This is a genomic window from Microbulbifer mixtoriginis (SeqCode), from assembly GCF_052467945.1.
Genome location: NZ_CP174328.1, coordinates 1,843,689 through 1,857,659, shown reverse-complemented (window position 1 = coordinate 1,857,659; position 13,971 = coordinate 1,843,689). Strand labels below are relative to the sequence as shown.

General features: G+C 44.5%; 10 protein-coding genes. 6 read left to right on the top strand and 4 right to left on the bottom strand.

Annotation, left to right across the window (positions count from 1 at the left end; genetic code table 11):
* Nucleotides 1-98: 98 nt before the first annotated feature.
* Both pcp and ACJJIJ_RS08125 read left to right on the top strand, forming a co-directional pair.
* Nucleotides 99-767, top strand: a complete 669-nt coding sequence (pcp, locus tag ACJJIJ_RS08130; RefSeq protein ID WP_444886241.1) for a pyroglutamyl-peptidase I — start codon at nt 99-101, stop codon at nt 765-767.
* A gap of 33 nt (nt 768-800) precedes the next feature.
* A complete protein-coding gene (locus ACJJIJ_RS08125; RefSeq protein ID WP_444886240.1) occupies nt 801-1,712 on the top strand; it encodes an SMP-30/gluconolactonase/LRE family protein in 912 nt (303 codons plus the stop codon).
* 135 nt (nt 1,713-1,847) lie between these two features.
* On the opposite strand, the gene ACJJIJ_RS08120 is transcribed toward ACJJIJ_RS08125, so the two are convergent.
* From ACJJIJ_RS08120 to ACJJIJ_RS08110, 3 genes are all read right to left on the bottom strand, one after another.
* Nucleotides 1,848-5,336, bottom strand: a complete 3,489-nt coding sequence (locus tag ACJJIJ_RS08120) for a fascin domain-containing protein (RefSeq protein ID WP_444939227.1) — start codon at nt 5,334-5,336, stop codon at nt 1,848-1,850.
* A gap of 1,049 nt (nt 5,337-6,385) precedes the next feature.
* The gene (locus ACJJIJ_RS08115) at nt 6,386-7,399 is read right to left on the bottom strand and encodes a cytochrome-c peroxidase (protein WP_252081690.1); all 1,014 of its coding nucleotides are present in this window, start codon (nt 7,397-7,399) and stop codon (nt 6,386-6,388) included.
* Between the two features lie 599 nt (nt 7,400-7,998).
* Nucleotides 7,999-8,961 (bottom strand): GlxA family transcriptional regulator, encoded by a 963-nt coding sequence (locus tag ACJJIJ_RS08110; RefSeq protein ID WP_444939226.1) that lies wholly within the window; start codon nt 8,959-8,961, stop codon nt 7,999-8,001.
* Nucleotides 8,962-9,075: 114 nt separating this feature from the next.
* Between ACJJIJ_RS08110 and ACJJIJ_RS08105 the strand changes: the two genes are divergently transcribed.
* The 4 genes from ACJJIJ_RS08105 to ACJJIJ_RS08090 all read left to right on the top strand — a co-directional run bounded on the left by ACJJIJ_RS08105 (nt 9,076) and on the right by ACJJIJ_RS08090 (nt 12,271).
* Nucleotides 9,076-9,624: a cysteine hydrolase family protein gene (locus ACJJIJ_RS08105; RefSeq protein WP_444939225.1), complete on the top strand. Its 549-nt coding sequence runs from the start codon at nt 9,076-9,078 to the stop codon at nt 9,622-9,624.
* 445 nt (nt 9,625-10,069) lie between these two features.
* Nucleotides 10,070-10,432 (top strand): MerC domain-containing protein, encoded by a 363-nt coding sequence (locus ACJJIJ_RS08100; RefSeq protein WP_444939224.1) that lies wholly within the window; start codon nt 10,070-10,072, stop codon nt 10,430-10,432.
* Nucleotides 10,433-10,784: 352 nt separating this feature from the next.
* Nucleotides 10,785-11,252: a Fur family transcriptional regulator gene (locus tag ACJJIJ_RS08095; protein ID WP_444884810.1), complete on the top strand. Its 468-nt coding sequence runs from the start codon at nt 10,785-10,787 to the stop codon at nt 11,250-11,252.
* Nucleotides 11,252-12,271 (top strand): CobW family GTP-binding protein, encoded by a 1,020-nt coding sequence (locus ACJJIJ_RS08090; protein WP_444939223.1) that lies wholly within the window; start codon nt 11,252-11,254, stop codon nt 12,269-12,271. The genes ACJJIJ_RS08095 and ACJJIJ_RS08090 overlap by 1 nt, the downstream gene beginning before the upstream one ends.
* Before the next feature lie 863 nt (nt 12,272-13,134).
* On the opposite strand, the gene ACJJIJ_RS08085 is transcribed toward ACJJIJ_RS08090, so the two are convergent.
* Nucleotides 13,135-13,857 (bottom strand): DUF1826 domain-containing protein, encoded by a 723-nt coding sequence (locus tag ACJJIJ_RS08085; protein ID WP_444939222.1) that lies wholly within the window; start codon nt 13,855-13,857, stop codon nt 13,135-13,137.
* Nucleotides 13,858-13,971 lie beyond the last annotated feature (114 nt).

Here is a 13,971-nt window from a genome sequence, read left to right as displayed (position 1 = left end):
CTTTTAAGTCTGAGCCCTTAAAAGTTTCTATTCTTGATAAATAGAATCAGACAGCACATTTCTGAAGGCCAATTTCAAACGACTCAAAGAGTATTGTCATGAAAAAGGTTTTAGTGACCGGCTTTGAACCATTCGGGCATACGCCAATAAATCCTGCAGAATCGGTAATGCGTGTTTTGGATGGTACCCGTATTGGGAATTCAGATGTTTTTGGAATCCTGGTTCCTAGTAACTTCTTTGAGTGTATTGACGTAGTAACTAGCGCTATAGATGAGCTCCGTCCACAAATAGTGATCATGATGGGTGAATATGGTGGGCGATCGATGGTTACGGTAGAGCGAATTGCTCAAAATTTTAACGATTCTACTCGATACAACCTAAAGGATAATCGTGGCGTAGAGATGCAGGGCGCACCTACGGTTGCCAATGGACCGGTAGCCTATCGTAGTAATCTTCCTCTCAGAGCTATGGTTAGGGCAATGCGTGAAGCCGGAGTGCCTACAGATATTTCGGATAATGCCGCCACTTTTTGCTGTAATCACTTGATGTATGGCGTTTTGCACTTTATTGCCAGCAATCAACTGGATATACGCGCAGGGTGGATTCACCTTCCGCAATTACCTCAAGTAGCGGCTTTGCCCGAAAACCTTGGTACACCCAGCATGTCTAGAGAGACCTCAGCACTTGGTGTCCATGCTGGAATAGAGGCCGCATTGCTACATACTGAGGATATTGATGTTCCTATTCCATCCAAGTTTCAAGTCTAAGACCTACTGAAACTATTAAGAAGGGTTTTGACAATGGAGATTGAATGTCTTTGGGAGTGTAACGATGGATTGGGAGAAACACCCATCTGGCATGCAGAAGACACCTCTATCTACTGGGCGGATCATGTCGGCCCTTCGGTTGATCTGGCAGGGCCCCGGCGGCCATCGATTCGGCGGCTAAACATCTCTACTGGTGAAAGAAAGACTTGGGAAATGCCGGAGCAGGTAGGGTCCTTTGGTTTCCGTAAGGGGAGAGGGTTAGTTGGCGCTGCCAATTCAGGATTCTGCACCATTGACCTCGAAACAGGGGAGTTTGAGACAGTTGTTGATCCGGAACCGAATCTACCCCAAAACCGGCTAAACGATGGAAAGATCGATCGAAGAGGGCGTTTTTGGTGCGGTAGTATGGATACGCAATTGAAAGGTAAAGTCTCTCATTTATATTGCCTTGAGCCTGATTTTAGCGTGCGCCAGGTTGCTAAAGACTTTTCCTTTGTATGTTCCAATGGGATTGCTTTCGACCCAGAGGACACTCGTATGTACTTTGGCGATACCATTGGTGGCATGGTCTATGTATTTGACTTGGATATGGATGAGGGCCGTATCAGTAACCGAAGGCCGTTCTTTTCAGTTCAAGAGCGTAAGCCCGCGATTGTAGATGGCGCAACAGTCGATGCTGAAGGGTATTATTGGTTTGCTTTGAATCTTGGCGGTAAGATTTTAAGGATTGATCCTAAGGGCCGCCTTGATCGTGAGATTGACCTACCGATCCGAAGTCCCACCTGCGTCACATTCGGCGGCGACAATTATGAAACTCTCTATGTTACTTCACAGCAATCATTTGTAACTCCTGAGGAACTGGCTCGTCACCCGCAGCCAGGTAGTATTTTTGCTATTCATGGCCTTGGTGTTCGGGGGCTCCCGGAGCCAAGGTTTGGAGCTTGAAAAGCTCCGAGTAAGGATCACTGATGAGTATCTGTCTAGCTTATTGACACAGGATAATTTTGCAGATACGTAATCTCCAAAGATTAGGGCACCCAAACCCAGTAAGAATGGATGTGGGTGCCCGCCTGGTACTTGTTAGTTATCGTTTAGATCGTAAATAATAAATTTCTCCCAGGAACCTATTGCTTTGCGATTCGCATTAGCCCGGCCATCTGATTCTGCAACGATGTAATTACCATGTTCTGGGTTGTATAAGGAGATCACGTCACCATTTTGTAAACAGCCCGAATTGTTGTCTGAGTGATTGATCAACTTAAATGTTTCCCAGCTGTACCGAGCCGTTCTATCGACATCTAAAGCACCACTTTGTTGGGCACTGTAGTAATAACCATCGGTGCTTTGCAGCCACACGTCATCCCCGTCTATTAGGCAACCTTGTTGCAGGCTATTTCCTGTAAGGACAATAGTCTCATGGCTACCAATTACTGAGGCATTGGCGTTGGCAGTTTTGCCATTTCCTCCATTACCTGCTGCGCCCAGATACTTCCCGTGGGCACCTTTAAGTGCCACTTTTAAGGATTTAATGGGGGGCTTTCCGACGGCCATGTAACCTACAACTGCTTTTATAGTTTCCTCTTTATTGCTGTTTGCCTCCTGTACCATCAGGCTCATTTCAAATGTGCCAGTTTTCTTATTTCTGACACGCGTGCTTAGTGTTTCATCCCTGTCACTACCTTGTACTTGGCTGATCAGTAAGTAATCCTGTAAGTCGACCCCGACAGTTTCAAAGTCCGGGGAGCCACTCAAATTATCTTCCAGTGCAACGGCGCCAATATGAAGCTGCAATCCATTGGCAATTGAGTAACTACCAGCCTCCATCACTACATAATGCACCACTTCCGATGTATGGATGCCATCGTTCCAGGCAAACTCCGCAACACGCACATCGAAGCTGGTTGAAGTGATATTGCGAATCTCAGTTGTTATCGGGTCAGTGCCGGCAATACCAATTACTGAAGCAAACACCACAGGGTTTTCATAACTGAAGTCCAACTCTATAGTAGTCCATTCGTGATTTATCCCGTAAGCCTTATCAGCCTCGCCACCTACAAAGCGCCGGTTAGTAAAACGCACTACATCGACCTTTTCACCTTCATGGATTAATTCCATATCTTGTGACTGGTCTTCTACGTTAATCAGATAGCATTCACCATTATCGGCCTCTGCCATACGTAATATTGTTGGATCAAAACCGTTAAAGCTTACGTTTTGATGTAAAAGCACATCGTTTGAACTCTCGCAGTTACCATGACCGGTATTAGTTTCTGTGTTTGTTACATTATTGACCTGGAATCCACTCACCGAAGCCATTTCGATAGTAGATGCGTTATTAGCACTGGCCAATTCCCACATTTCTCTATCCGTTAAATCATCTACGTTTGCTTCCCAGCCAAAACTTAAGGTCTTTCCATCGACTTCTAAAGTTGTCTCCCATACATGGCGGGTCTCTGCCCAGCTCCAGTACCATTTGCTTTTGATCTTGGCTTGTGAAACAGAAAAAATGAAATTACTAAAGCTTTCGTGAGTCTGCGTATTACCAACAACTGTTGCCCAGACTTGTTCATCAGCACTACAGCTATAAATTTCTACAACCTCCTCATTGCGAATAAAGGTTTTGGTATCCAGGCAGTGACGATAAACAGCCACATAACCATCACCCTCACGTGCAAACAACCAGTTCTGGAAACTGGTTGCTTCATCGAATTGCTCTGTTGGCCAATGCAAATTTACTGGTGCAGTTAGAAAGTCATCTACAGGTAAGAAGTCAGTTGCTCTGTTAACACCATCCATAAAGCGCAGCTCCATCGCAGGTTTGTACAAAACCATGGCTACATTCTCATTTTGCTTTATATAGGGTAAGTGCGTGTTCATTTGCTCCTGGCCACCAGCCTTCCAGCCACCGTATTCCGCACCTGAACGAGTATAAACCGGTATAGTACCGGTTGTTGCTATCCAGGGCAGCTGCTGCCAACCTGCATTCCCCGCATGGAAATCCTGGTATGACGATAATTGCACATTGCCATGGCGATACAGATCCATGGTTTTTTCTGAAATAATTGAGCTTGTGGTGAAAGGTGCACTGGTTTCAGTAAGAAGAACACCTGACATATCGACTACGTCATCTGCCAGGTTAGACTCCACAATCAAATCTTCCAAAAAGAAGTTCAGACCGGCAAGTGGATTCAGGTAATATTCCAGCATCTCATCAATCAGTTCTGGGTGGGCATAGGCGCCGGCAGATTGAGAGAAAATTAACTTATCTTGGAGGTCCAACCCAGCCCATACGGTATCAACTTCAGTGATAGGGTGGCCGGAAGAATAGCTTATGTTAATCTCACCATTAAGTTTTTCAAGGCGATTATAGGCAACACTGCTTACATCAAGTGTAGTCATGGCAAAAATATCCATATGGGTACTACCCGTAAAATCTTGTGGACCTTTGCCAGTAATCAACGCGGTATATCGTGCGAACTTATTATTCAAGAAGTTAAGATCTTGGTGAACACCTTCATAGGTCCTTGAATCGACAGCTATAGCAGCACCAAGGTCGTTGGTGACCATAGCGATATCATTAAGAAAAATAAGGGCAACCTGTCCAGCTAGGGTTTTAATCTCTGTATCCTGGGCATAGTCGTATAAATTTAACAATGCTGTCAGGGAAAATGGACTATAAACATTTGAAGTGGACTCATATACTCCAAACTGCTTTTTAACCTCCAGATAACGTACAAGACGCTCCCTTAGTTTTTCGGGCCCACCACCTATATCCCAACCTTCCATTTCAGATAGTAACCAGCTAGAAGATAGCCACATAAGTACGTGATTTTCAGAAGTGTAAACTCGCTTTCCTTCAGTATCTTCATCCTGCCAATAAGGTAGTTTGATAATTTCACTCAGGATAATATCATCGTACTCATCACTCTCTGCCAATAGCCTAATATATTCTATCAGGCGCATATCAGGGTTTTTGTAAGCGTGCTTTCCTGGTGTAAAAAGATCGGTCAGCCCCCGAGCCAGAGCCTCTTTATCCAGTGGTAAATCATAATATGCCCTGAGTACATAATGATCGTTATTAGGTTCGGCTTTGGATGAATCAAGAACGCGTTCGATATAAGCTACCTGCCGATCACGGAAGGCATTTAAATATGCAGGATGCGAGGACGTATCATAGTCTGTAAGGCTCCACAGCCGCGCACCGTCCTCGGAATTCTGCCCCCCCGTGGTGAACCAGTCCGATATATCGAGATCCATGCCGAAGTAATTTAATGCCGTGACTGTACCATCGGCAACGCCGTAGAAGAAATTAAGTGAACCTTCAACCACGGTCGTTAGTCCATCGTATATCCACTCACCGGTATCTACAAAGAAACCAATTGCTGACGTTACACCATCCTCTACAGTTGTAACGACATCCTCAATAATCTCTTCAACTCTCTCTTCAACAGTATCCCAAGTATCAACAACCCAGGTTGTAAATTTATCCCACAATCCTGCATGGGCATATGCTGGTAAAATTAGAATAAACATAAGTACGATACACGCACCTATTTTTTTGAGCTTCATGATCAAGTCCTATATTGTTTTTTTTGACCAAATAGAAGTAACTCTTTGGAGGGGAAATATTTTTTGTTAAAAATTAATCATATAATTTAGAAAGTTCCACGAATTTCATGCAATACCGCATATTAAATTATTATTGGATAAAGTAAGTGATGTATGCTGGCTGTTCGAACTTCAAAATTCGTTCAGCAATGTAAGACCTTGTTGTTGATCGGGTCAAACAGAGATGGCGTATAGTGAGAAACTGATCTCACGAAGCTTTTAAAAGTTGATTCTGCAATCTCATTAAATATTGCGTAAATAATTTCGTAATATTCATAGGCTTCTGTGTTGAGAAAGTGACTTTGGTTCGCCTTGTACAAATGGTTTGTCTAAATAAATCTAATTGGCAGAGGCATGACTGTCGCAACTAAGATGTGAAATGTAAGGGGGCTAATTACCTGAATTGGCCTTACCCAAGTACAGTAGGTGTACTCAGTAGTATAAGCATACGAAGTGACCACTACCCATAAGTTTTTCTCATATTCCGGTTTTGGTGCTTTAGTGAAGGGGCGAAATTTATAGTGGCCTAAATAAAAGCTGGCAGCAGCTTGTATTAGTAGCTAATAGCTGAAAAGATATGAATTCGATACTATCGCCTAAAGCTAAACTAATCACTACTGATTAACTTGATACCTTCCGCCGAATAAATCAGATTACTTGACCTTGAACGGACAGAACAACTTCTGATAAAGACAACTGATGACTAAATGCTCAGGTAGTGAACGGTAATTTAATGGAGCTGCCGCAAATCGGTATCTGAAAGCTGTACATCTCCCTATGGATTTCAGTTTTCCGACTTGATATAGATATTGTTAGAGCGCTATACATTACCAACTGGTTAGCAATCAGGAAACTGTTTAGTCTGCGAGCTGCTATCTCTGGATGTGGCTGATATACAAAGGCAGGGCTGAATGATTATAAGTTATCAATGAGCTAATGATTTGAAATCCGCGAGCCTAACCAAAATTAAATAGAGCGAAAGGGACCCACCCCGGAGGGTGGGAAATACCTTAATGGGTTTGATGTTCTAGAGCGTTTAGGAAAGTTGCAATATCATCTACTTGTTGTGTGCTTAATTTCTGTCCCAATTGGTACCAAGCCATATCGTAAATTGCTTGCTCAATGGTTTCTACACGCCCGTCGTGGAAGTAAGGAGCGCTTCTGCTTATATCGCGTAACATTGGAACTTTAAACATCATTTTATCTTTTTCAAGGCCTGTAACTTTATAACGACCTAAATCTTCTTGGTGTGGGTATTGGTTGACTAGCCCCATCTTCTGGTACATGTTTCCACCCAAGGTTGCACCATTGTGGCATGCCGAACAACCAGTGTTGATAAAGGTTTGCAAGCCCTTTAACTCACTTTTTGTCATAGCCTGATCATCGCCGCTCATAAAATCATCAAAACGATCATTCGTAATCAGGGTGCGCTCAAATGCAGCTATGGCCTGAGCAATATTGTCGTAAGAGATAGCATTTTCTTTACCAAAGGCGTGTTTGAAACTTTGTTGATATTCGGCAATTTTTGAAATCTTTGTCTCAACAGCCTCTTCTGAAGGCATTCCCATCTCTACAGGGTTTAGAATTGGACCTTTGGCCTGTTCCTTCAGGTCCTCTGCGCGACCATCCCAAAATTGAGCCATTTGGAATCCTGAATTCCAGACCGTTGGAGAGTTTCGATCACCCTTGGTACCAGGTAAAGCTCCCGGTGATGTCGCTTCATTGTCAACGCCCGAACCGTTGTAGTTCCCTACTTGATGGCAGCTGTTACAGGATTGGCTATCATTGACTGAAAGCCGTTTGTCCATAAACAGTGTTTTTCCAAGCTCAACCATAGCTGGGGTGTCATTTTCACTGCCTGGCATAGTTTCTGAGAGAGTGCCGAACATAATTTTTGATTGTTGGCGTAATTGATTTATATCAACTTCGGCTGTTGCCGTTGTTGATAGCAAACTTGCTGCCGCTATCAAGCCGCCAATGATTGGAAGCTTTAGATCTCTTTTCGAAAAAATTTTCTTAATCACTTTGGTATCTCTCCCAAATCTCAAAAAAGAATGAAACTAACCTATTTTTAATCAAAGTTAGGCGGTACCACTAACTATATAGGGGAGCTCGTTCAGCTGATACCATAACTTAACAAATAATTTGTTGATTTTTAGAATATCCAGAATTGTTCACAAAATATTTTTTCAAATATTACTCAGAACTTGACCTACACATTGCGGGCACTGTATTTGACGAGATTGAAGTCTTGCTATTTACCTTTGAAAATTGCAGGGCAATTTCTGAGATGGCGAGGAAGTGTAGAGTTGAGGGGATACTTATCCGCATCTCCAAAGAGAAATGATTCGTATTTCTGCTAGCCGGTTGGTGGTGTAATATTTACTCGAACGATAAATGACGCCTTAACTATCTGAATGTGGTCAACTTTTTAGTTAGAGCTTTTAGGTTTTAGGAAGCTTTTAATCTTATTGTTATATCTGTTTAACTTTTATATTGATCTACGTATCCTAAATAGAGGCGTTCCGCTGCCTATCAAGCTACTGGGCTTAACAAGAATCTCTTCGATCAATCTCTTTAGTGAAATTGGGTGCTTTACCAATTAGTCCGCCTTTTCGGGGAATTACATTTTAGAGCCACCTGAGAATCTCTGTCGATATTCCCGAGGAGAAAGACCGGTCTGTTTGTGAAACATTTTCCGGAATGCGCTGACATCCTCATACCCCACTTGCCAAGCGATCTGTTCGACTTGCAATGTGCCCGTTTCCAATAGTTCGCGAGCCTTTTGCAGACGTTGCTGCTGAAGATATTCGGCGGGTCTATAACCGGTAACCTTGTGAAACCTTCGTAGAAAAGTACGTTCGCCCAGGTTGGCGAGTTGAGCCATTTTTGCAACAGAGATTGATTGTTGATAATCCCGGTGAATTTGCTGCTGTACTTTTAAAATTGCTTTATCACCATGATCTACAGGAGGTAGAAAACTGCGGTAATAACTTTGGTAACGGGTGCCTGTATCCACCAACAGGAAACGTCCCAACTCCATAACTATATGGGGAGGCATGTATCGTCCGACCAGATGTAACCCAAGGTCGATCCAAGACATTACACCTCCTGCGGTGACAACATCCGGGTCTGCAATCAGGATGGAATCGATATTCAGCTCTATATCCGGGAACTTCTGCTTAAAGGCATCGGCCAGTCGCCAGTGAGTGGTCGCCTGGCGTCCATCTAATAGTCCAGCGTCGGCCAACATAAAAGCTCCAGCACAAGCGGAACAGGTTACGGCCCCCTCTTTGTGCCGCTTTAACAACCAGGTACTGACATCTGTCGGTGGCTCCATATACTCCTGACCTTCCAGTACCGGCGGTAAAATAACGATATTTGGTTCTTTAGCAGCCCCTTTTTTCTCGGGTATGACTTTTCCGTCATTAATTAGCCAGCGTGATACCTCAAATAGCGCCTTGGGTTCTGGGATTGACTCCTGACAGATGTGGTTTGCGGTTTGGAACAGGTCGATTAGGCCATAAGTCGCCGACTGAGCCGCTCCGGGGATCATCAGTATTGCAATGTGGATTGTTTGGGACACTAGCCCCTCTGTCAGTTCTTGCCTGTTTTATGTCGGTCTTGCCACGCCTGTATCTTAGCCCATCGTCCTAACATGCGCTTGTACATTTCAAAGACACAACCAAAGGACAATCTTATGAGCAAGACAGCGCTAATCGTCGTCGATATGCAAAACGACTACTTTGAAGGTGGAAAGTGGACTCTTGAAGGCATTGGCCAAGCATCAGACCAAGCCGCAAAAGTGCTGGCTGAGTTTCGCAAAAAGCAGTGGCCAGTTATTCATGTTCGCCATGAATTTCTCAGTGAGGATGCTCCATTCTTTATTGCCGGTAGTGAGGGTGCGAAAATTCACAAGAGCCTTCTGCCTGTTGAAGGTGAGCCGGTAGTACTCAAGAATGAAGTTAACAGCTTCAAAGGTACGGATCTCAAAAAGCACTTGGATGAGCTAGGTGTTAATAAATTGGTCATTGTCGGTGCGATGAGCCATATGTGTATCGATGCCATTACCCGAGCGGCAAGTGACTTTGGCTATGAAAATACCGTTATTCATGATGCTTGTGCCAGTCGGGACATGTACTTCAATGGCGTCGATGTTCCAGCTGCACATATACATGCAGCTTATATGGCAGCACTGCAATTTGCTTATGCAGAGGTTATCAGTGCTGAGGAATATTTAACGCAGTAATTAATTCACCTGCACCTTAGAGTTAAGCCACACGCGATATTCTACACCTTTAGCGAGAAGGACTTTAGGCTTTAAAAGCCTAAAGTCCTTCTCTGAGCTGCATATACAGCTCGACTTCTTGATAAATTTCTTTATACCTAAAGATTGTCAACTTGAATTTGACTGTTTAGTCAAAATTATTAGCCTGATCAGGTTTTGGATCTGAAATGAGCATTTATCCCAACTTGCTATGCCCTCTTGAATTCAGCAGGTGCTATCGAAGGAAGAATAGTTGCTTATTTTTTAGAGTCGGAGGTGGGCATCCTATCAATGCCCCCTCATTAATCAGTGGCGTTTTATGAACCTCAATTTATATTGTCTAGCCTATATGAATGATATAGTATATCATTTCTCTGGTTGATGCGTATTGATCTGTGTTCGGACTAAATAGATTAGAAGGATTATTGTGAGAGATACTCTAGGAATTTTCGCATCCGGTGTTTGTCTGCTTCACTGTTTTTTGCCTCCTTTATTACCCGCTTTGGGAGGTTTAGGGTTATTAGGTGTTTTACAGGGCGACCAGTTTGTCCATTTACTTCTGCTGGTTCCGGTCTTATTTTTGGCTTTTGGCAGCTTCCCGGCCTCCTGCCGACGCCATCAGCGTTACACGGTAATGGTTGTGGGGTTCTCGGGGACGCTGCTATTGGTTGGTGCGCTTTACCTTGAAGGGCCTTGGGAGCTGGTTGCCAGTGTTGTTGGTGCTGGCCTATTGATCATTGCCCACTGGGTGAACCAGCGCTTAGTGTATCGGATCGCTTTGGTTGATTAGGTGAGGATGATGAAGTCTGCTGGAGTTCTGCTGATCGCTTTGTCCCTGGCTGGCCCAGTTGTGGGAGGTATGGGAAGTCATGTCCATGGTAAGGCCATGATGTATCTAGTAGAGTAGGTTACTCTCGAACTATCCAAGCCTGGTCATTTTTTGGAGTTTGGCAGTGCTCAGTCCCAGCCATTAAGTGTGGAAGTTGGGGCGCCATCATATAGTGCAGAAGTTAGCAGTGACAGCTCAGCGCATTGTGGTTTCCATGCTAGTTATGAATTCAAGTGTGATAATCTCGCACTCCGGTCGTCAGGGAGCTGAACTGCTCACTGGTAAAGACAACAAATTGCTAATGAAATAGGCTATGAAAGCATCCCAAATCAAACAGACCCTTAGTGTGGCGGAGCAAACCTGTCGCAGTTCGGGTGCCCGCTTGACTGAAAAGCGCAAGAACGTTCTTACTGTTTTGCTGCGGTCAAAAACTCCGCTTTCTGCCTATGAGATAGCGGAGCATTACAACGGTGACTTTCGCGACTCAATTCCAGCCATGTCAGTCTACCGAATGTTGGATTTTCTGGCCGCAGAGAACCTGGTTCACAAGCTCAATTCAGAAAACAAATACCTGGCCTGTGCTCATATTGCCTGTGACCACAGCCACCAGACTCCACAGTTTTTAATCTGCAATCGTTGCCGCAAGGTGCGGGAAATTGGTATTAGGCCTGAAGTCATTGATGCACTGCGCGATACGGTTGAAAGTGCCGGATATCATCTCGAGACTTCCCAGTTGGAGCTGGACTGTGTTTGTGATGAGTGCAGTCGGGATGCAGCTTAGTGGCAGCTGGTCAGTTAATACGTGGGGTGCCTGCCAACGTTATCACTGGTTTTCTGGGCGTCGGCAAGACAACAGCTATCCGGCATCTTCTGGAAATTAAGCCCGCCGATGAACGCTGGGCTATTCTGGTCAATGAGTTTGGAGAAGTGGGGGTTGACGGCGCACTTTTTGAACCAGAACAGGAAGGCAATATTTATATTCGAGAGGTACCTGGCGGCTGCATGTGCTGTGCTGCCGGTTTGCCAATGCAGGTTGCTTTAAACCAGTTACTGGCTAAGGCCAGGCCCCATAGATTAATAATTGAGCCGACGGGCCTGGGACATCCTAGAGAGGTGCTGGCGACTTTGTCTGATGCCGTGCGCGGTGGTGTGTTGGGCCTTCACGGTACACTAACTTTGGTCGATGCGCGTTGTATTGAGGATGAGCGCTACTTGCGCAGTGAGACTTTTAGGCAGCAACTAGAAGTTGCTGACTTGGTGGTGGCTAATAAGTCTGACCTATATGGCCCTGAGGACTTGCAAAATCTACAGCGTTTTCTGTCATTTCTAGGTGAAGGGACGGAAAAACCTCTACAAGTAGTAGAGCAGGGGCGTATCGAACTAGAGTGGCTCCAGCTGCCCTGCAGTTTTCAGGTCTCGCCAGGGAGTGATCACCATCATCCAGTAATCCAGGTGGCGGATGAGGTTGAGCTATTGCCGGAGTGTGGCTATCTCCGCTCAGAAAATTGTGGAGAGGGATATTACAGTTGTGGTTGGCGTTTTAGCCCTGAATTTATATTTGATTATGATGCGCTCTTTTCTCTATTCAGTGGCACTGACGCTGAGAGAATCAAGGGGGTATTTATTACCGAGCAAGGTGTATTTGGATTTAATAAGGCTGACATAGTGCTTACAGTATTGGAGCTGGATGACACATTGGAAAGCCGGGTGGAGGTGATTAACCAAGCGCGTTTGGATTGGGGCTCGATGGAGAGCTGCTGGATTGCTGCCCTGGCGGATAATCAGGGTACCCAAACATAAGTGTTTTACGAATCCAAATAGCTACTCGACTAGAAGCTATTTCATAACTTCTTTAACGTAATTAACATGCATACAGTATAGAAAAAACACGATAAGAAGAAAAATATCGCTCCCATCTAACAACCAAGCGGCGGTAATTTAAAAGTCCGCTCAACTTTCCATCGGCGAGCATACTTCTGAGCTTTCTACCATCCTGCCTTGGGGCTTTATTTCTATTTCTCCTGTGTAGACAGATAAGGAAGATCTTTACATCGCGCTCCAGAAAGCAAAACCCACAGGATGTCCTCAAAACAGGCTTGATTATCAATGGGTTTTGGGCCTCCCTTTCCTCGTTTTAACTCTGGAGGACAAAATTCGATCAATTCCTATTGTTCATCGATTAACTTTGACTTGAATTGGCTCACTATTGCAGTACCTTATTCAAAGTGATTGCACGAAAATAGTTCATTTCAAGTTATGAAAAAGCCTATATGGTTAATATTTCCAGTAAAAAATTGAGTGTTAAGCAATCAATGCTGATGGGGATAGAGCAGGAGCAAGTGAACACTTTGGATGTCAACAATGGCAGGGAAACTCAAAGCTATAGATTAAAGCCAGGCGAGAGTAGGGTAGCTCAATAGGCTATACACCACTTTTGCGAAAAGTTAAATAAATTAGCCTTTTACCGGCATATATATCCCGATTGAATGGGAATTGCCGTTATGATTTCTCTCTTTGCCAAAAAATGAGCCATATATAGTGGCTCCCAACTGACTGTATTTCCATCAGTTAATTATTGCCTTCTCCATGACCATGAGAAGAAGGTTCGCGGTAAATTTCATGGGTTATTCCTAAGAAGAGTTTTACGTCCCAGTAAGCGCTCGTCACTCGTCGGCGGATCCGAAATCAAAAGTGAGTAGCAGTCGCAGTTGGCCGGGCTCGACACTCGGTGAGCGGTGGATTAGACCGGCCCCTTCATTGCCCTCCCAGAGTTCGCCCTTGAGAAGGGCAACCGAGCCGCATGCCAGGTGATTGATGGAAGTTGGAGGGAATTCCTGGTTAGCCTTTAAGTCGAGTGTATTTGGGGTAATAGAATCTGGTGTCAGCCACTCTGTACCCGTACCTAAATAAGTCGTAATCAATCGACAGGGCACCCGGTCTATATGAAACTTTGGGCACATTGCACCGTTCAGGGTTGTTAAACGAATACCGACTCCACTTAGCTCAAATAGATAACTGAACATATCTGCCAATAACTGGATATCAGCACACAAGTGCGGGTAGGGACCAAGCTCTGGTAATGCTTCACCGAGACGCTCGATCTTGGCGGTGGGTAATAGAATCCTACGGTTGGGGTGTACACCACTATTTAAGAGCGAGCGGCAATCACTGGCTATGCTACTGGGCAGTTCCCGTTGCCAGATGGCCATATTGATATCAGCTTGGAAAATATCTGCTAAAACTTCTCCATTATCTGCAGATACGGCCCGACGGGTATTTGGCAGGTCTGCCACTGACAGTCCTTCCTCTTTCGGAGCCAGTTCAGTATTTGGAGTTTGTGTAATAATTGTCTTATGGCTTCTTTCTGTAAAGTCGGTCAGGCTCAAGCTAATCTCCAATTAAGTAACTTCGGCTAATAAACACTATTTTCAGAGGCTTTAATTGCTTTGCTCTCTGCTATGGCGGGCGGTGCAATACCTAAATACCTAAATACCTAAATA